Origin of the sequence: Agarivorans aestuarii, from assembly GCF_019670125.1 — a bacterium.
GTDB lineage: Bacteria > Pseudomonadota > Gammaproteobacteria > Enterobacterales > Celerinatantimonadaceae > Agarivorans > Agarivorans aestuarii.
Window position 1 is genome coordinate 832,192 of sequence record NZ_AP023033.1, and the last position, 18,247, is coordinate 850,438.

Genomic DNA, 18,247 nt, shown 5'->3' on the forward strand with positions numbered 1-18,247 from the left:
CATAGAGCTATTCTGAAGGTTAAGACCTTCAATAGCTCAACTAAGTGGGTTAGTTAATGCAAAATCAGGCAGTGTCGGCCACACTAAAATCGACCTTACTCGCCGCCTTAAGCGAAGAAATGGCACCCGTGTCTAAAGATTGGCTCAAAGCGCTTTGTAATGAACAACAACAAAGTCAGTTTTCTACAAGTCTTGCTGAATTAGTCGATGAAGGTGCCATAGTCACAACCAGAATCGGCGCTTACACCTTACCTGAGCGCTTAGGTTTAGTCACCGGAACGATTATTGGCCACCGCGATGGTTTTGGTTTCTTAAAAACCACCCAAGAGGGAACCGACTTATTCCTGCCCGCTAAAGAGATGCGCAAGGTTTTCCACAATGATTTTGTATTGGCTGCGCCCTCCAGCATGGACAAACGTGGCCGCCGAGAAGGTCAAGTTATTCGGGTATTAAAGCCAGGCAAGCTCGAATTGGTTGGTCGCTTTTTTGTAGAAGGCAATCACCGCTACGTTGTGCCAGATGATTCTCGAATCAATCAAGACATCCTCATTGGTAAAAATGACACAGCCGGTGCTCGTCAAGGCCAAGTGGTGGTTATTGAAGTCATTAGCCGCCCTGCTGCGCCCAAACTTGCGGTGGGTAAAGTGACCGACATTCTTGGTGATAAGATGGCGCCAGGCATGGAAGTCCAAGTCGCCCTGCGAAATCACGATATTCCGCACGAATGGCCAAATGCGGTGACTAAAGCTGTAAGCAAACTCGAAGAAGAAGTGGATGAAGCGTCTAAGCAAAACCGCGTAGACTTACGAGACTTACCATTAGTCACCATTGATGGTGAAGATGCTCGAGATTTTGATGATGCAGTTTTTTGTGAAGCAAAAAAATCTGGAGGCTGGCGCTTATGGGTAGCCATTGCTGATGTGTCTTATTATGTGCGCCCAGATGCGGCGCTAGATAAAGAAGCCCTTAATCGAGGGAACTCGGTGTACTTCCCCGATCAAGTTATCCCAATGTTGCCCGAGCAGCTGTCTAACGGTTTATGTTCGCTTAACCCTAAAGTTGATCGTTTGTGTATGGTTGCCGAGATGACTATCTCCGCAGCCGGGCGTTTATCGGGTTATAAGTTTTATGAAGCGGTCATGCATTCTCATGCGCGCTTTACCTACAATAAAGTGGCAGCGATCCTTGATGGTGATGAAGCGCTAGCACAGCGCTATGCAGAGCAAGTTCCGCACCTGCAAGAGCTGCATCGTTTATACAGTGCTTTAAAAGTGAGCCGCGCGCAGCGAGGCGGCATTGAGCTAGAAACCCAAGAAACCCGTTTTATCTTTAATGCCCAGCGTAAAATTGAGCAGATTGTTCCTCTTACTCGTAATGATGCGCACAAAATGATTGAAGAGTGCATGATTCAAGCAAACGTGGCAGCCGCCAAATTTGTTGAAAAGCATCAACAAGCCATTTTATATAGGGTGCATGACAGACCGGGCAAAGAGCGTTTAACTAACTTTAGAGGCTTTTTGAATGAGTTAGGTCTGCCTTTAGGTGGAGGCGAAGAGCCGCAACCTAGTGACTACTTCCATCTGGTAGCGGCGATTCAAGAACGGCCTGATCTCGAGCTGATTCAAACTATGTTATTACGCTCGATGATGCAGGCGGTGTATCAGCCCGACAATATTGGTCACTTTGGTTTGGCGCTTAAATCGTATGCACACTTCACTTCGCCAATTCGTCGTTATCCTGATTTATTGCTCCATCGAGTGATTAAGTTTTTAGTGAACAAGCTAGACGCCGAGGCAGCTGGCAAAACCGTTAAAAATAAATGGACGGTCACTGGCGGCTTCTCTTATCAAGATGATGAAATGGATAAGTTTGGTGAAGTGTGTTCAATGACTGAACGTCGCGCCGATGACGCCACTCGTGAAGTGTCTGACAGCCTTAAATGCGAATACATGCAAGATCACGTAGGTACCGTGCTGCCCGCCACCATTGCCGCGGTAACTGGCTTTGGCTTTTTTGCCCGCTTAGATGAGTTTCATATCGACGGCTTAGTGCACATCAACTCTTTACGTGGCGACTATTATCATTATGATGCAGCTCGTCAGATACTCGTAGGCGAAAAAACCGGCAAGCGATTTAGAATTGGAGATGCCGTTACGGTAAAGGTGGCCTCGGTGAATATGGCCGACCGCAAAATGGAATTTGTGATTGTTAATAAAGACGGTCAAGCGGATGAGTTCGATAGGCCTAAGCGCAGCGGTAAAGACGGTGCTCGTGGTAAGCGTTTTGCTAAGCCAGGCGAAGAGCGTGAAGCAGGCAAGCGTAGCGATAAAAAGAAACCTCGTCATAGAGATAGCAAGAATAAAGGTAAGCGCCGTAAACCGAGCTCTGCAAGTGACAGTACCAAACAAACTGAGAGTGAAAATAAAGGTGGTTTTAGCCCGTGGCAGCAACGAGACCCCGCTGCTAAAAAGACTAAATCGAATAATGAGGCCAGTGCTAAGTCGCGCAAAAAGCCTAAGAAGAAACGCAAGCAACGCCCTGGAAAACAAGAGCGTACAGCTGCTAAACAACAGAAGAATTAAACATGAGCCAACAAGTTATTTATGGTTTGCACGCGGTGCAAGCTTTGTTAGAGCGAAGCCCTGAGCGATTTATTGAAGTTTACGCTTTGAAAGGGCGTCAAGATGAGCGTTTGTTGCCCCTGCTTAATGAACTTCGCCGTTTAGGCGCGTCAGTGCAGTTTATGCCGCGCAAGGCCTTAGACGATAAAGCCGAGAGCACTCAGCACCAAGGTATTGTGGCGCGTGTGAAAGCGGGGCGTGGGTATAACGAGCATGACTTAAAGCAATTGGTTGAATCCACCTCTGCACCTTTATTTTTGGTACTTGACGGAGTCACCGACCCACATAACTTAGGCGCGTGTTTACGAAATGCCGATGCCGCAGGTGTAGCTGGGGTGATTGTTCCCAAAGATAAATCGGTGCAATTAAACGCCACGGTGCGCAAAGTTGCCTGTGGTGCGGCCGAAACCGTACCGCTGGTAGTGGTGACTAACCTTGCTAGAACCTTGCGCGAGCTGCAACAACTTGGCGTTTGGGTGGTAGGTACTGCCGGCGAAGCCGAACAATTTATTTATGACAGCAAATTACAAGGCCCAATGGCGCTGGTAATGGGTGCCGAGGGCAGCGGTATGCGCCGCTTAACTCGCGAAACCTGTGACGAGTTAGTGAAGCTGCCAATGCTAGGTGCCGTGTCGAGTTTAAACGTGTCAGTCGCTGCTGGAATATGTTTGTTTGAAGCGGTTCGCCAGCGTCGTTAACCCGCAATTTTGCCCAGCAAAAAAAACTGCGTTATTAGCCTCTGAGTGGAATATCATTCAGAGGCTTTAATTTAGCTTGATTAAATTCTCGCCTTCGCCTAAAATCAGCGCCCCTAAAACAGCCATTTTACTTTTAGTTCCTTGCCTCTTCGGTTCGGCTGTACCATGAACGAGGCTATAACCCGTAGGGAGCAATCATGCGTCATTACGAAATCGTATTCATGGTCCACCCAGACCAGAGCGAACAAGTTCCAGGTATGATCGAACGTTACTCAGCAGTTATCACAGATAACGGCGGTAGCATTCATCGTTTGGAAGACTGGGGCCGCCGTCAATTGGCTTACCCAATCGAAAAATTGCACAAAGCCCACTATGTTCTTTTGAACATCGAAGCTAGCGCAGAAGTTGTTGATGAATTGGAAACTGCTTTCCGTTTCAACGATGCTGTTATCCGTAACATGATCATGCGCACTAAGTCTGCTGCTACAGAGATGTCTCCAATTGCTAAAGCTAAAGATGAGCGTCCAGCTCGTCGTGATGATGAGCGTCCAGCTCGTCGTGAAGAAGCTGCACCAGCAACTGAAGAAGCACCAGCAGTAGAAGCTAAAGAAGAGTCAGCTAGCGAAGAATAAGACGTATGTCTGAAAATAGGTTGGTTTTGCAGGGGCGAGTTTTACGCGCACCAAAACGCTCTACCAGTCCGGCCGGTGTTGCACATTGCCAATTTTGGCTGGAGCATCGTTCGCAGCAACAAGAAGCTGGGTTTTCTCGCCAAGCCTATTGCCAAATAGCAGTAGTTGCCAGTGGCGATATTTTGAAGCAAGATTCATCGCATATAAGTATGGGGTGTGAAGTAAGAGTAAGTGGTTTTATAAATAGCCACAAAGCGGCCAACGGTACATACCGATTGGTGCTTCATGCTTCTGAAATTGATTTGTTATCACGAGGATAATGTTATGGCACGTTTTTTCCGTCGTCGTAAATTCTGCCGCTTTTCAGCGGAAGGTGTTGTTGAGATCGATTATAAAGATACAGCAACATTGAAAAACTACATCACTGAAAGTGGTAAAATTGTACCTAGTCGTATTACTGGTACAAGCGCTAAATACCAACGTCAACTTGCACGTGCTATTAAACGTGCTCGTTACCTGGCTCTATTGCCATACACTGATTTACATAAGTAAATCGGCGTTGCAACTAGCCTAACTCAATCGAATTAATCGAGGAAAGGTAATGGAAATTATTCTATTAGACAAAATCGCTAACTTAGGCGGTTTGGGCGATCAAGTTAATGTTAAAGCAGGTTACGCACGTAACTTCTTGATCCCACAAGGTAAAGCTGTTCCAGCAACTAAAGCTAACGTAGAAGTTTTTGAAACTCGTCGTTCAGAATTAGAAGCTAAACTAGCTGAGACTTTGAAAGCATCTGAAGCTCGCGCTGAGAAACTAAACGCTCTAGAAGCGATTGTTGTTGAAGCTAAAGCTGGTGAAGAAGGTAAACTATTCGGTTCTATCGGTACTCGCGACATCGCTGATGTTGTAACTGCTGCTGGTGTTGAAGTAGTTAAATCTGAAGTTCGCCTACCTAACGGTGTACTACGTAACACTGGTGAAGTTGAAGTTGTAATTCAAGTTCACACTGACGTAAGTGCTACTGTTACTCTACAAGTTGTTGCTGCTGAATAATTTCAGTTTAATAGCTTGAAAAAAAACCGCGCCTAGGCGCGGTTTTTTTGTATATTGACTATGATTTTAAAGGATTTTGAAAGATAGTTGAGACAAATCCGGTTTTGACTATAAGTAGTTAGTTGTCGCAGATTATGCAACTTGAACAAGGAGAGTCAGTGTGCGTTTATTTTTGGTTTTAGCGACCGCCTTCATCAGTGTTTTTTCCCACGCCAACGATAATTGGTCAGATATCGAAAAGCAGGCCAAGGGGCAAACCGTCTATTTTAATGCCTGGGCTGGCGCCGATAATATTAATGCCTATATTCGTTGGGCCGGTGAGCAGGTTAAGCAGCGCTATGGCGTTGAACTTGAGCATGTAAAAATTACCGATACCGCCAATGTGGTTAGCCGTATTCTGGCAGAAAAAGTAAGCGGACGAACCAATGGCGGCAGTGTTGATCTGGTATGGGTTAACGGCGAGAATTTCCGCGCCTTAAAAGAGGCCAAATTGCTATACGGGCCATTTAGCCAGCACTTGCCTAATTTAGCACTTACCGATGCCAATAACCCAGCCTTACTGTATGACTTTACCATTCCTGTAGAAGGTTATGAATCGCCTTGGGGCGGCGCTCAACTTACTTTCTACTATGATGGTGAGCGTATCAAACAGGCGCCAGCGACGATGCAAGCCTTGCTTGAGTACTTGCAACAAAGCCCTGGTTTATTTAGTTACCCTGCGCCGCCTAGCTTTTACGGAACCACCTTCGTAAAACAAGCCTTGATTGAAACTATTGATGATACCGAGCAACTTTACCAGCCGGTGAATAAGCAAACCTTCGATAAGGTGACCAGTAAGCTATGGGCTTATTTAGACCAGTTACACCCTTTAATGTGGCGCCGTGGCCAAAGCTTTCCTAGCGGCAGTGGCCAAATGCAGCAACTGTTGAATGACGGCGAATTAAGCATCGCTTTTAGCTTCAACCCTAACGACCCAGCTGCCGCAATTGAACAGGGTTTGTTGCCTGACTCGGTACGTAGTTATGTGCATCAGCTAGGTACTGTTGGTAATACCCACTTTATAGCGATTCCCTTTAACAGCGATGCCAGCGCCGGAGCCATGGTAGTGGCTAACTTTTTGTTATCGCCAGAAGCTCAAGCACGTAAAGCCGACTTAACCTATTGGGGTGACCCTACGGTATTGGCTTTGGATAAACTTAGCGCTGAACAACAACAGTTTTTTGCTGGACAGCAAAACCAAGCTAGCTTAAGTGCTGAAGATCGCGCCAAAGTGTTGGGCGAACCTCATGCTACTTGGGTAGCACTATTGGAAGCAGAATGGTTGCGTCGCTATAGTCGATGAGTGAGCTTTCCAAAAAGGCAGTAGTGTTATTTCCAGTAGTGACCTGTGCACTACTGATGCTGCCTTTGCTGTTTGGTTTTATTGATACCGTACTGCCTGCTTTTGGCTACTTTCCAATTGCGTCAAAACACCAATTTAGCTTAAGCGTTTGGCAACAGCTATTTAGTTACTCTTCATTATGGCAATCGGTATTGCTTACGCTGTTTACTGGTTGGACTGCCGCTTTATTGTCATTGATATCGGCACTTTGGCTAATCATGCACTGTTATCAAAGCCGTTGGTGGCAGTTCCTAGAAAAAACTTTGGCCCCATTTTTGGCCATCCCACATGCTGCAATGGCCATTGCTTTATTATTTTTATTAGCGCCAAGTGGCTGGCTGATGCGTTTGGTCTCCCCTTGGTTGACCGATTTTAGCTACCCACCTTTATGGCAAACCACTCAAGATGCTTGGGGTTTAAGCTTAATACTCGCTTTGTGGGTGAAAGAGTTACCATTCATGTTATTGGTATTAATGTCTGCTTGTTCTCAATTACCAGTCAAACGCAGTTTGGCTCTTGGCCAGAGCTTTGCTTATTCGAGCCAGCAAGTATGGCGAGATATTTTGTTCCCGCAGCTAATTAAGCGTATTCGCTTGCCGTTTTTTACAGTGCTTGCGTTCTCACTTACTGTTGTGGATGTGGCGCAAATTATCGGCCCCAGTAAGCCGGTGACATTTGCGCTATTGGTATGGCAGTGGTTTAGCGATAGCAATATAGACATGCGCTTGGTGGGGGCTGCTGGCTCCTTGCTATTGCTAGCTGTTGTGCTGTTGAGTGTGGCCTTGTGTATCGGCTTAGAAAAGCTCTATCTCACTAGGCAACTAAATAAAGCCATGCAAGGTGTTCGCAAATCAGCGAGTAGCGGCAAACTCGCCCGTGGTTTGTTAGTGACACTGGTGCTTAGCTTAGTATTGAGCTTATTGGTGATCCTTGTTTGGTCAATAACTTGGCGATGGAGATTTCCTGATGTATTGCCTGCACAGTGGAGCTTGCACTATTGGCAGCAAGCAGGGAGTTACTTGTTATCTCCATTATTTAATAGTTTAGGCATTGCGTTTTCTTCGGCCGCCATTAGTTTAATACTGGTTGTTGGCTGCTTGGAGTACCAATTAAAACAAGCCAATACGTCGCGCTGGTGGTCAATTGTGATGTACTTGCCTTTGTTGTTGCCTCAAGTGGTGTTTTTATTTGGTGTGCAAGTTCAGCTGTTTAAGTATCGCCTAGATGGCAACCTCATTACTGTTATCTGGGCACACATTATTTTTGTTCTACCCTATGTGTATTTATCTTTGGTTGGCAGTTATCGGGCCTTTGATAAGCGTTATATGCAGGCAGCGGTTAGCTTGTCGCATAGTTATTGGCGCAGTTTTATGGCGGTAAAATTACCCATGCTTACTCGTCCTTTAGGCTTGGCTTTTGCTATTGGTTTTGCTGTGAGTATTGCTCAATACTTGCCTACTTTGTTTGTGGGAGCAGGGCGAGTGAGTACTCTAACCACCGAAGCAGTTGCGCTGGCTTCTGGTGGTGATAGGCGAGTCACTGCAGTGATGGTGATATGGCAAACTTTACTGCCACTACTGGTGTACAGTGCTGCTATTGCTTGGCCTAAATGGCGCTACCGGCATTTTCGAGGGATGCATAGTTAATGTTAGAGATTAAAGATTTTGGTTTGGCATTTGCTCAGCAGCACTTTTTAAGCAAGCTTAATATGTCGGTGGCCGGTGGTGAGATCGTGACTATTATGGGGCCGAGTGGATGTGGTAAATCTAGTTTTCTAGCGGCTATTGCCGGCACTTTAGACGAAGGCTTTACTTGCTCGGGAGAAGTGAGTCTGGCCGGGAAATCTTTGCTGAACATGCCGCAAGCGCAACGCCAAGTTGGAATGCTGTTTCAAGATGATTTGCTGTTCCCGCATTTTAATGTTGCTCAAAACCTGCAATACGGCTTAGCGCATGCCAAACAAGGCCAAGCAACTCAACTTATAGAGCAAGCTTTAGCTGATGCTGGTATGCCAGGCTATCAGCAGCGTGATATTGCTAGCTTGTCGGGTGGTCAGCGGGCGAGGGTAAGTGTATTACGTAGTTTATTGGCAGAGCCGAAATTATTATTGCTTGATGAGCCTTTTAGCAAGCTAGATAAGCCCTTGCGCAAACAGTTTCGCGAGTTTGTTCGAGATAAAATTGAAGAGCTGTCAATTCCGGCTCTGTTAGTTACCCATGATGCTGAGGACCGTTTACAAGCTCCGCCTATTTCGATTTTTTGATGGCGGTTTCAGCCTAAGTATTAAGCTGTTGCTGTTGAGTTTTATTTGATAAGCTTAATTTTCCTGAGGCTTTATTGTGTGGAGCGAAAGCGTCAGGACTCACATAGAGATCCCCAATAACAATAAAGAGGATGAAGATGAACAAATTGATTATTGCGTTGGCATTGTCACTACCATTTGTCGCATCAACCGCAAGCGCGGCTCCAGCTAAAGCGCCATTATGTGCTGCGTGCCACGGAGCTGAAGGAAAGGCTATGATTCCGGGCTATCCGCATTTAGCCGGCCAAAATGAGCAATACCTAGTGTCTTCGCTTAAAGCGTACCGTGATAAGCAGCGTAATGGTGGACAAGCTGTTGTAATGCAGGGCCAAGCGGCTAACTTAACCGATGCCGAAATTGCCGAATTAGCTGCCTACTACGCTAAAATGTAAGCAGCCGTTTTTTGCAATAAGCCAGCCTAGAGCTGGCTTTTTAGTTTCTAAATCTGAGAGAAATGTTACTTGGTGTGGCTGCATAATTCCCGCATAATAGGCGCCAGTAACAAACAACCGCAATGAAAGATTATGGCAGCCAGCGCGCCCTCTCGTAAGTTTAAAGATAAAGACAAAAAGCCTAGAGATTCTCAGATCGATCAGCTTAAAGTACCTCCACACTCTTTGGAGGCTGAGCAGGCTGTATTGGGCGGTCTAATGCTCGATAACAATGCTTGGGACAATGTGTCTGAGCTAGTGGTTGAACAAGATTTCTATCAACGTGCCCATCAATATACATTTTCCGCCATGCACCGTTTGGCGGAAAGCGGTCAGCCTATCGACTTGGTGACTGTATCGGAAGAGCTAGAGCGCCAAGAACAGTTAGACGATATTGGTGGTTTCGCTTACCTCGGTGAGATTGCTAAAAATACCCCAAGTGCTGCCAATATTCGTGCCTATGCCGAAATTGTACGTGAACGTGCAGTAACTCGTGAGTTGATTGCAGTGGCTAATGAAATAGCCGACAGCTGTTATGAACCCGCAGGGCGAAAAAGTAGTGACTTGCTGGACTTTGCCGAGAGTAAAGTATTTAAAATTGCCGAGTCTCGCGCTAACGCCAACGAAGGCCCCAAAGAAGTAAAAGGTTTGCTGGCTGCAACCATTGATAAAATTGAAGAGTTGTACAAAGCGCCTAATGACGGGGTAACCGGTGTATCTACCGGTTTCGCCGACTTAGACAAGAAAACCGCAGGTTTACAAGGTTCAGATCTTATTATTGTTGCTGCGCGTCCATCGATGGGTAAAACCACCTTTGCGATGAACTTATGTGAATACGCTGCAATGACCCAAGATAAACCAGCTCTGATTTTCAGTTTGGAGATGCCCTCTGAGCAAATCATGATGCGTATGTTGGCCTCTCTTGGTCGAATTGATCAAACTAAGATCAGAACCGGAGCCTTAGATGATGATGATTGGGCTCGCTTATCTTCCACCATGGGGCTCATGGCCGAAAAATCTAAGATGTACGTGGATGATTCTTCTGGCTTAACTCCCACCGAAGTTCGCTCTCGCGCCCGCCGTGTAGCGCGGGAAGAAGGTGGGCTTAGCATGATCATGATTGATTACTTGCAGTTAATGCAAGTGCCAGGTTTAAGTGAAAACCGTACTTTAGAAATTGCCGAAATTTCTCGCTCACTTAAATCACTAGCGAAAGAGCTTAACGTACCGGTTGTGGCGCTTTCTCAGCTTAACCGTAGTTTGGAGCAGCGCGCCGATAAACGCCCAGTAAACTCCGATTTGCGTGAATCGGGCTCTATTGAGCAGGATGCCGACTTAATTATGTTTATCTACCGTGATGAGGTATATAACGAAGGCACCGATAACAAAGGCCTTGCCGAAATCATTATTGGTAAGCAACGTAACGGTCCTATTGGTCGTGTTCCACTTACCTTCCAAGGTCAGTTTTCTCGTTTTGATAACTGGGCGGGTGAATTCTACGATGATGAATAAAATCTAATGGAAATCGCCAACGCGCATGTTTCCTTATCGGCCTTAAAACACAACTACGCAGTATTAAAGCAGCGGGCGCCAAGCAGTAAGATTTTGGTAGTAATTAAAGCCAATGCTTATGGCCACGGAATGTTGCAAGTGGCAGAGGCCCTGTCGGAACTCGCCGATGGTTTTGCGGTAGCTCGCAGTAAAGAAGCTATTGCGCTGCGAAAGGCCGGGATAGATTCACATATTCTGGTGCTTGAAGGTTTTTTTGATGGGGCAGAAGCGCAAGCCTTAGCCAAGCATAATGTTGCTACTGTGATTCATAGCGAGCAGCAGTTGGAAGTGGTAGAAGGCTTGTCCTTAGCACAAGCCCTAGAGACCTGGGTAAAACTTGATACTGGCATGCACCGCTTAGGCCTACTGCCAAAGCAGTTTAAGTCTTTGTTGCCGCGCATTCGAGCTTGCCAGAATATTCAAACACCTTTCAAATTAATTAGTCACTTTGCCTGCGCCGATGAAGTAGAGCATCCCTTAACTTCTCAGCAAATCATTGCGTTTAATGACTTAAGCAAAGAGCTTGATGTTGAATGCTCGTTAGCTAATTCGGCCGGTATTCTTCTTTGGCCAGAGGCTCATTCCCAATGGAACCGTCCTGGGATTTCCATGTATGGTATTTCTCCTCAAGTAGATAATAGTGGTGCAGACTTTGGTTTGATTCCCGCTATGACCTTGCAAACAAACCTTATTGCAGTGCGCGAGCATCCAAAAGGTGAGTCAGTAGGCTATGGCGCTACTTGGCAGTCCAAACAAGATACTCGTTTAGGTGTGGTGGCTATGGGCTATGGAGACGGCTATCCCCGCAGTGCGCCTAATGGAACACCAGTTTGGTTAAATGGTCGATTGGTACCTGTCGTTGGCAGGGTATCTATGGACATGCTGTGTGTTGACCTTGGCCCTGATTGTAAGGATAAGGTAGGCGACAAGGTGATACTTTGGGGGCCAGAGCTGCCAGTTGAAACCATCGCCAAGGCGGTAGGCACTATTGCTTATGAGTTAGTCACTAAGTTGACATCAAGAGTTCGCATAACTTACACAAACTAGGGTCTGTAGATCTTTGCTGATGGTTTTTGCAGCAATTAATTAGCCATTTAGGCAAGGCAGTGAGTGTGCGGTTAAGTGGGCTTAATAATCACTCGCTAACGCTGAATAAATGGCTAAGAAATGCTGCCCGAAGGGTTCGGATAAGCGAACTGTACTCTTTGTTAAGCACTTCTTGCTTAGCCCACTAGGCTTCTAAGTGCTCGCCGCGATTAAAGCCCGCTTATCTCGAACAAAATTTCAACACCAAAGATTAACAGACCCTAGTATTTACAAGTTCATCAAATTAGGCTATTAATTGGGTGCTGAATTATTAATCTGTATTTTGATAGGTTTGACCTATTGAATTAATTGATTAGATCAATTCGTCAATTCGACAATTTTAGCGCATTATTTATAACGAAATTGATAACCTATTTAACAAGGAATACGAAATGAGTGTATTAGTTGGTCGTCCTGCTCCAGACTTTACTGCCGCTGCTGTTCTAGGTAACGGTGAAATTGTTGATGCCTTTACGTTAAGTGAGCACATCAAAGGTAAAGCTGCGGTAGTATTCTTCTACCCACTAGATTTTACTTTTGTTTGTCCTTCTGAGTTGATCGCTTTTGATCACCGTTTTCAAGATTTTCAAGATAAAGGCGTTGAAGTAATCGGTGTATCTATCGATTCTCAGTTCTCTCACAACGCATGGCGTAACACTGCTATTGAAGATGGCGGTATCGGTCAAGTTAAATACCCACTAGTAGCAGATGTTAAACACGAAATCTGTAAAGCTTATGATGTAGAGCATCCAGAAGCTGGCGTAGCTTTCCGTGGTTCTTTCCTAATCGACACTAACGGTGTTGTTCGTCACCAAGTAGTGAACGACCTACCATTAGGCCGTAACATTGATGAAATGCTACGTATGGTTGACGCATTAAACTTCCACGAGAAGCACGGCGAAGTATGTCCTGCTCAATGGGAAGAAGGTAAAGAAGGTATGGACGCAAGCCCAGAAGGTGTTGCTAAGTACTTATCTGCTAACGCTGAAGGCCTATAATAAGCCGCTGCTTGGTTAGAGTATAAAATGAAAAAGCCCGCAACAGCGGGCTTTTTTGTATCTGTCGTATAGGCTAAGTATTTTCGAAGCAAATCTCGATGGTGGCGTGACCATGGATTGAGGTGAAAGGAATTAACACCTTAGGCCCTTCGGTTTTGTGGGTGATAGTATGAGACGGACCTGACACTACCACGGGAGTAGCCATATCAAAATCGTAGCCATCTTCGGCTAGCAAGCGCTTAGCGCCACCCGTTACCATGTTGGTAATTTCACCCACCATGTCGGTGACTTCTTCATTAATTGATTCTGGCGCTTCACCTAACATGCGGCGCATAATTTCAATAGCCAAGCCCTTATCAAAACTAATTGATAGAGAACCTTTAGTTTGTGGGCCAACCATACCAATCAGTCCAGAAACATCGCCGCGTGCAATTTCATCTTTTTTAAGCCCTGGTTTACCTGGCTTAAGCTCTAGTTGAGCCATGGTTTCGAGCACGTTTAAAAGAGACTTTAGAAAAGGGTTAACAAAATTTACGTCCATAGTGACCGATAACTTCCTACTGTGGGTGATTTGGGTCAAATTTAAATCAAGTGCTTAAGTAGACTGATGACCAAAGTCACAAAAACTATTGAGAATTATTATAAGAATCGCACGAGATCCGATGAGCTGCAACTATTAGTCATATTTTTAAGAAGTGTTTCACTGAATCGTTGAGAGTCAGTTGATATTCTCATTTTTATCCATTCAGCTTTCTGCTCATTTATAGTTGCTATGGATTATCGTCGTGAAAAGCCTAAAAAAGTAATAACGGGTGCCGTTGGTTCTCCAAGCGGCTAATTCAAAGGTTCGCTGTAGGTTATTACACAGGGCCCAAGTTCCACCTCCTTTATATAAATCTCTCCAGTGCTTTTTGAACACCTTTAAGCGCCTGTAAAAAATGTACTGCCAGCGGCCAGACTCGTTACCTTGATTTGCTCTGCGAAACCACTCTAATGGTTTCGTAATAAACTTACAGCGATGACCTCTGGCAAGTCGAGTGAGGAACAAATTATAGTCTTCTGCAATAACCTGTGAATCAAAACCTTTAGCCTCAATGAAATCCTTTCGTTTTACTAACCAGCTTGAAGGAACAATATTTGAATCTATTAGGCTATCACTCATACTAAGATAAAGTGGCTAAGCGTTGCAGGTTTCACTAGCTTCACCTTCTTGAGAAAAGATATTGGTAGCGCAGTGACAGTCAGAGAGTTCGGGTTCGCTGTCCATTATCTCTTGTTGAAGTGCTAGTTTGTGTTTATCCCAATAATCATCAGCATCTAGAAATGCGATGAATTCACCTTTTGCAGCTTTAACACCGTTATTTCGTGCTTCGGCTATTCCCAAATTACTGGGATGGTCAACAATAGTAGCCACCGAACTAAATTGCTCTAGGTATTCTCGCGCTTTCTTGTTAAAACCATCACTCACAATGATTGATTCTAGCGCTGGCTGAGTTTGTTCGATTACAGCGTTTACTGCTTTGGAAATAAACTGCTGATTATTAAAATATGGGATCACCACCGAGGTTTTGGCTTCCATTCTTTCTTCCTTGAAAGTTTTATCTCAAAAGTCAGGTTGTATTCAGTTGTTGCTAGTTTACAGATTCCGGACTACCAGCTAAGGAAAGTTGAGCAAGTGACTTAAGATAAGTTTATCGGTGATGCTGGCGTGGAGTTTGAAATTGCATGCCCAACAGGCCTTACTTGTTGGATGGTTACATACAAGGAAGTGAAATGAAGAAATTAATCGCTGCAGCTTTGCTTTTCGCTCTTTTTGAAGGCGCTGTTTATGCTGCAGCAGAGATAAACCATGATGAAATGTTTGCGCTCAACTTTGAAGGACCTGATTATTTGCGCACTATTCGCTATACCGAACCATTTCGGGAAGGCGACGAATGGAATATGGGCTCAGTGGTGCATGATAAAACCGTTTACCATAATGGCTGGATAACAGTATTTGATGGCGAGCTTGAGTTGAGAAAACAAGCGCATGGTAGGGTTTTGGTTTACCCAAACGCTGAGCAGTTGGCGGCAAGCAATTGGTCTATTTCACTCACTATTAAGCCTGACTTAAGTGGCTCTTTTATAGATAAAAGTGGAGCAGAAGTGCATGAGTTTGTTGGTGAGTTTGCAAGGCTCCCAGAACCATTGAAAGACAGCTCAATTAATGGCTATTCGAATTGGCAGTTGGCTTTTAGTGTTGCACCTAAGCACGGCGTTTACTCTGTTAATGGAAAGCAGCGTTATGAAGGTAAAGTTATTGGCAGTGCCAGCTGGTTAGCCGAGTGGGTTAAAACTGGCGAATTTCAATTTGTACTTGAATAAGCAAAGCCTAATTAGAGCAAGTATTCCCCGACATTATTGGTCAATACCCGTTCAGCCGTAGTATAATTGCTGGCTGAGTTAATTTAACTCGACTATTTGTAAGCATTTAATAACGGCTAGCTTAAATAAGCTTAGCTTTAAAGTTTAGTGCTTTGATCTTGCAGCTTTTTATTATTATGTTGAACCCATGACCCAAGTTTCACCTTTCCAAGCTCATCGTTTTTCTGTTGCTCCAATGCTCGATTGGACTGATTTTTAATAAAAAACATTAAATAACAGTGCTTTATATTTCTCTTTTCGATTTTGGGGGCAAATAGGGGGTAAATACTAAATACTGTCTTGTTACGTCCTTCACACTACCTTCAAACCCCATAATATTGCCCCCTCAAAAAAAAATCGACTTTTTTGCAAAATAAATTTGGATTTACTCAAAATACTTTGTAATAACTTTGGGTATGGGCAATTTTGCTTATACGTTCACGTCACTATAGAGGTAAAGATGGCAGGACGTAATACTCGCAGCACCAATAATCTCCTATCCACTAAATCAATGCTTGCTGGAATGTTTGGAATGAAGCCTTGTGTCTCTTTAGAAGAGGTAACAGAAGAGTTCTTGGATATATCTTTCAGTACGGCGCAACGTAAAGCCCGACTGAATGAACTTCCTTTTCCATGTTTTCGCTTGGGAATGAGCCAAAAGTCCCCTTGGTTCATCAATCTAAACGATCTTGCTGAGTATATAGAAATGCGTAGTTCGGAAGCACGTACGGTATGGAAGAGGGCGATGGTATGAACCTTGGTAATATGATCATTCTCAACCCAATGCTCTTAGTGCCAAATGATGACAAAGTCATGTTGGAGGACTTCGTTCGTGGTTTAGTTCATAGCCCTTATTTTGCGCAATTAGTTTTGAACTTGTTACGAGACGATAGGGTTAGCTCAGTAAATTTACGAGGGTTAATGAATGAAATGACAATGTTTGAGTCTTCAGGCTTTATGCGTTTTATTGAACTCTCTCAGTTTCATGGTATCGAGGAGCTATTTTCTCCAGTATTTATCTCTTTTTTACGACTAAAGAGGTAATTAACTATAGTACCATGATTGCCAAAAATGCACACTTTTCTAAAAAGTCAAATTATTTCTAATTTTTGAGTTGGTTTTGTGGTTCGCGTCACTTTTTGGTTTTGTTTTAATCTGATAGTATCTTCACCAGTTAATTCAATTAAGAGGTAAAAAACTAATGAAAACAGATATTAAAAGGCAAAGTTTTGAGCAGATGCAGACTCTACGCGATCATCACCTTAAATATGTGGACTTTCATGCTGAGATGATTCATGGATTTACGGAGCACTTATTAACTATGGTGAATAGTGGAGATTTGTGTACGGAGGACGAGCGTGACTTATCGACATTTGCTAGCCATTTGAACGAGGTTGTACATTGCGCCATGTTCGGTGGTATGTTGCCTGTTGAGACCGGAGAGTATCTTATTTCTCGCCTGAGAGTGGAATTAATCAAAGCTCATGAAGAAGGTGATATTGGGGCTTTTGAGTGTTTGGAAGATATTTCTGAGTGGATGGAGGCGTTATTTGGTGTGGATTTTAACTTTTACAATTTGCACTAATATGTAAAAGTTAGAACCTATAAGCCCCTTTTATAGGGGCTTTTTTCTAGCCTGATAAACCTTGTATTTCAGTTTATCTACTTTCGCTTCATAATTTGCTGGAACTGCTAACTCCGACAGTTCTTCAAATGTCTTAATCAAACGATTTAGCTGGCGGTTGACTTGTAGTTGGTTGTTGTTATCAATTGCTTCAAACCATTTCTCAGCTTGTTTCTGCATTTTAATTATGAGCTTTTCAACGTGAAGTGATTCACTTACTTCCTGTTGTTGATACTTCCATGTTTCGAGTCGCTTCCCTCGGTTAAGTTCATAAGGCTTATATTGTTTGTGGTCTAAACCTGTATGTTTAAGCACTGCTGCGTTAAATGCCTGTTTTAGCAAAGCGGTACACTTCTTCTGCTGGAGGACTCTCAACACCTTACCGTTTAAAACTTTTCCAATGATGAGATGAACGTGATCACCTGTGCCACGAACGCCAGACTGCTGTTGTTGATGCAATACAACGCGAATCTGAGACTTGAATAGTTTCAACTCTTCAGGTTTGAGTTCTAGTAGCTTACTGATTGCTAAGCAACAATCACTGATCATTGCTTTCCAATTTTCAGGTGTTGGTCGATGACCTTTTGGTAAGGTTAATACGTACTCCATCGCGTAGCTGGATAGAGGTCTTCCGCCCTTGCGGTTAAGGTGTTGTTTGACTCTGAATTGCTCCCCAACCAGAGCAATCCGCTGTGAGGTTTTTTCACTTCCAAATAGTGAAGTTATCGCTTCTGCGGTGCGGTGGTTGGGATGTTTCTTTGCTAATAGGTAACGTTCCCTTGCCACTACGCCATCAGAGCCATTTTTTACGGCCTCGGTTGTTATCGTCCAATTCTTAATCATGCTTTTCTTTTAGCATATTAATTTACCGAGTAAGAATGCAACAACCTACCTTAATGGTGTTGTATATACGGGTATTCCAGATAGGCCAACCTCATGCTTCGCTGAGTTTTTGGCCACTGGTGAGATTGGGATACCCCCTCTCAACTCCCCCCTCTAGAAAAAGTTGTACTACTTCTATTCAATTTGTATGTTTAAAGAAAACCATGGAAAAACAATCTTTTGAGAAAAGCCTAGCTAGTAGTATTGCAACACCAAAATTGAAGTCAGAACAAATCCGCTTAGCAGTGTTGAAGCATTGCCAAAATTCTGGATTCATAAGCAAACAAGATCAGGAAGATAACTCATCTCGCTATGAGTGGTTGTTAGAAATCCTAGAGTTAAATTTGTTGTCACTTAATTTGCTAGATCAAATTATTTCAGATGTGAGTTACCCTCTATTTCCTTTGGACGTAAAAACTGAAATTGATGCTAAAGCTGCCTCAATTGTCAAAGATATTGCTAAAAGGGTTATGGCAACGGCTATCCAATATCCTTCCCCACATAGTGTTGATGATGCGTCTAGCCCAAAGCAAAAATTAGATATGAAATAACGTTCTACATATCAGACAGCTAGATACTACTCA

The 18,247-nt window shown here is 44.0% G+C and carries 21 protein-coding genes; 18 read left to right on the forward strand and 3 right to left on the reverse strand.

Annotated features, from left to right (window positions below):
• Window positions 1-56: 56 nt before the first annotated feature.
• The 13 genes from rnr to K5609_RS03975 all read left to right on the forward strand — a co-directional run bounded on the left by rnr (window position 57) and on the right by K5609_RS03975 (window position 12,754).
• A complete protein-coding gene (gene rnr, locus K5609_RS03915) occupies window positions 57-2,582 on the forward strand; it encodes a ribonuclease R (protein WP_221076040.1) in 2,526 nt (841 codons plus the stop codon).
• Window positions 2,583-2,584: 2 nt separating this feature from the next.
• On the forward strand, window positions 2,585-3,319 hold the full coding sequence (rlmB, locus tag K5609_RS03920) for a 23S rRNA (guanosine(2251)-2'-O)-methyltransferase RlmB (RefSeq protein ID WP_221076041.1): 735 nt from the start codon (window positions 2,585-2,587) through the stop codon (window positions 3,317-3,319).
• Window positions 3,320-3,516: 197 nt separating this feature from the next.
• The gene (rpsF, locus tag K5609_RS03925; RefSeq protein ID WP_163134786.1) at window positions 3,517-3,951 is read left to right on the forward strand and encodes a 30S ribosomal protein S6; all 435 of its coding nucleotides are present in this window, start codon (window positions 3,517-3,519) and stop codon (window positions 3,949-3,951) included.
• A gap of 5 nt (window positions 3,952-3,956) precedes the next feature.
• Window positions 3,957-4,271 (forward strand): primosomal replication protein N, encoded by a 315-nt coding sequence (gene priB / locus K5609_RS03930; protein WP_163134787.1) that lies wholly within the window; start codon window positions 3,957-3,959, stop codon window positions 4,269-4,271.
• Window positions 4,272-4,275: 4 nt separating this feature from the next.
• The gene (gene rpsR / locus K5609_RS03935) at window positions 4,276-4,503 is read left to right on the forward strand and encodes a 30S ribosomal protein S18 (RefSeq protein WP_016400825.1); all 228 of its coding nucleotides are present in this window, start codon (window positions 4,276-4,278) and stop codon (window positions 4,501-4,503) included.
• 49 nt (window positions 4,504-4,552) lie between these two features.
• Complete coding sequence (gene rplI, locus K5609_RS03940; RefSeq protein WP_221076042.1) at window positions 4,553-5,005, forward strand: 50S ribosomal protein L9; 453 nt, start codon at window positions 4,553-4,555, stop codon at window positions 5,003-5,005.
• 160 nt (window positions 5,006-5,165) lie between these two features.
• Complete coding sequence (locus K5609_RS03945) at window positions 5,166-6,347, forward strand: ABC transporter substrate-binding protein (protein ID WP_221076043.1); 1,182 nt, start codon at window positions 5,166-5,168, stop codon at window positions 6,345-6,347.
• On the forward strand, window positions 6,344-8,032 hold the full coding sequence (locus K5609_RS03950) for an ABC transporter permease (RefSeq protein ID WP_221076044.1): 1,689 nt from the start codon (window positions 6,344-6,346) through the stop codon (window positions 8,030-8,032). Before K5609_RS03945 ends, K5609_RS03950 begins: the two co-directional genes overlap by 4 nt.
• On the forward strand, window positions 8,032-8,649 hold the full coding sequence (locus tag K5609_RS03955; protein WP_221076045.1) for an ATP-binding cassette domain-containing protein: 618 nt from the start codon (window positions 8,032-8,034) through the stop codon (window positions 8,647-8,649). Before K5609_RS03950 ends, K5609_RS03955 begins: the two co-directional genes overlap by 1 nt.
• A 137-nt stretch (window positions 8,650-8,786) precedes the next feature.
• Window positions 8,787-9,080, forward strand: a complete 294-nt coding sequence (locus tag K5609_RS03960) for a c-type cytochrome (RefSeq protein WP_040306938.1) — start codon at window positions 8,787-8,789, stop codon at window positions 9,078-9,080.
• A gap of 132 nt (window positions 9,081-9,212) precedes the next feature.
• The gene (gene dnaB, locus K5609_RS03965; RefSeq protein WP_163134793.1) at window positions 9,213-10,631 is read left to right on the forward strand and encodes a replicative DNA helicase; all 1,419 of its coding nucleotides are present in this window, start codon (window positions 9,213-9,215) and stop codon (window positions 10,629-10,631) included.
• A gap of 6 nt (window positions 10,632-10,637) precedes the next feature.
• Window positions 10,638-11,717: an alanine racemase gene (gene alr / locus K5609_RS03970; RefSeq protein ID WP_221076046.1), complete on the forward strand. Its 1,080-nt coding sequence runs from the start codon at window positions 10,638-10,640 to the stop codon at window positions 11,715-11,717.
• A gap of 431 nt (window positions 11,718-12,148) precedes the next feature.
• Entirely contained in the window at window positions 12,149-12,754 is a 606-nt protein-coding gene (locus K5609_RS03975) for a peroxiredoxin C (RefSeq protein WP_221076047.1), read from the forward strand.
• 73 nt (window positions 12,755-12,827) lie between these two features.
• Here the strand turns inward: K5609_RS03975 and K5609_RS03980 are convergent, their stop codons facing one another.
• Together K5609_RS03980 and K5609_RS03985 are read right to left on the reverse strand one after the other, a co-directional pair.
• Window positions 12,828-13,295, reverse strand: coding sequence for a chemotaxis protein CheX (locus K5609_RS03980; RefSeq protein WP_221076048.1), 468 nt, complete (start codon window positions 13,293-13,295; stop codon window positions 12,828-12,830).
• 636 nt (window positions 13,296-13,931) lie between these two features.
• Window positions 13,932-14,333, reverse strand: a complete 402-nt coding sequence (locus K5609_RS03985; RefSeq protein WP_221076049.1) for a glycosyltransferase family 2 protein — start codon at window positions 14,331-14,333, stop codon at window positions 13,932-13,934.
• A 194-nt stretch (window positions 14,334-14,527) separates the two neighbouring features.
• On the opposite strand from K5609_RS03985, the gene K5609_RS03990 reads away from it, so the two are divergent.
• From K5609_RS03990 to K5609_RS04005, 4 genes are all read left to right on the forward strand, one after another.
• Complete coding sequence (locus tag K5609_RS03990) at window positions 14,528-15,118, forward strand: hypothetical protein (protein ID WP_221076050.1); 591 nt, start codon at window positions 14,528-14,530, stop codon at window positions 15,116-15,118.
• Between the two features lie 499 nt (window positions 15,119-15,617).
• Entirely contained in the window at window positions 15,618-15,911 is a 294-nt protein-coding gene (locus K5609_RS03995) for a pyocin activator PrtN family protein (protein ID WP_221076051.1), read from the forward strand.
• Window positions 15,908-16,201: a hypothetical protein gene (locus K5609_RS04000; protein ID WP_221076052.1), complete on the forward strand. Its 294-nt coding sequence runs from the start codon at window positions 15,908-15,910 to the stop codon at window positions 16,199-16,201. Before K5609_RS03995 ends, K5609_RS04000 begins: the two co-directional genes overlap by 4 nt.
• 157 nt (window positions 16,202-16,358) lie before the next feature.
• Window positions 16,359-16,742 (forward strand): hypothetical protein, encoded by a 384-nt coding sequence (locus K5609_RS04005; protein ID WP_221076053.1) that lies wholly within the window; start codon window positions 16,359-16,361, stop codon window positions 16,740-16,742.
• 30 nt (window positions 16,743-16,772) lie between these two features.
• Here K5609_RS04005 and K5609_RS04010 read toward each other — a convergent pair whose 3' ends face one another.
• Window positions 16,773-17,624 (reverse strand): hypothetical protein, encoded by an 852-nt coding sequence (locus K5609_RS04010; protein ID WP_221076054.1) that lies wholly within the window; start codon window positions 17,622-17,624, stop codon window positions 16,773-16,775.
• Window positions 17,625-17,827: 203 nt separating this feature from the next.
• Here K5609_RS04010 and K5609_RS04015 point away from each other — a divergent pair, with 203 nt between their 5' ends.
• Window positions 17,828-18,214: a hypothetical protein gene (locus tag K5609_RS04015; RefSeq protein WP_221076055.1), complete on the forward strand. Its 387-nt coding sequence runs from the start codon at window positions 17,828-17,830 to the stop codon at window positions 18,212-18,214.
• Window positions 18,215-18,247 lie beyond the last annotated feature (33 nt).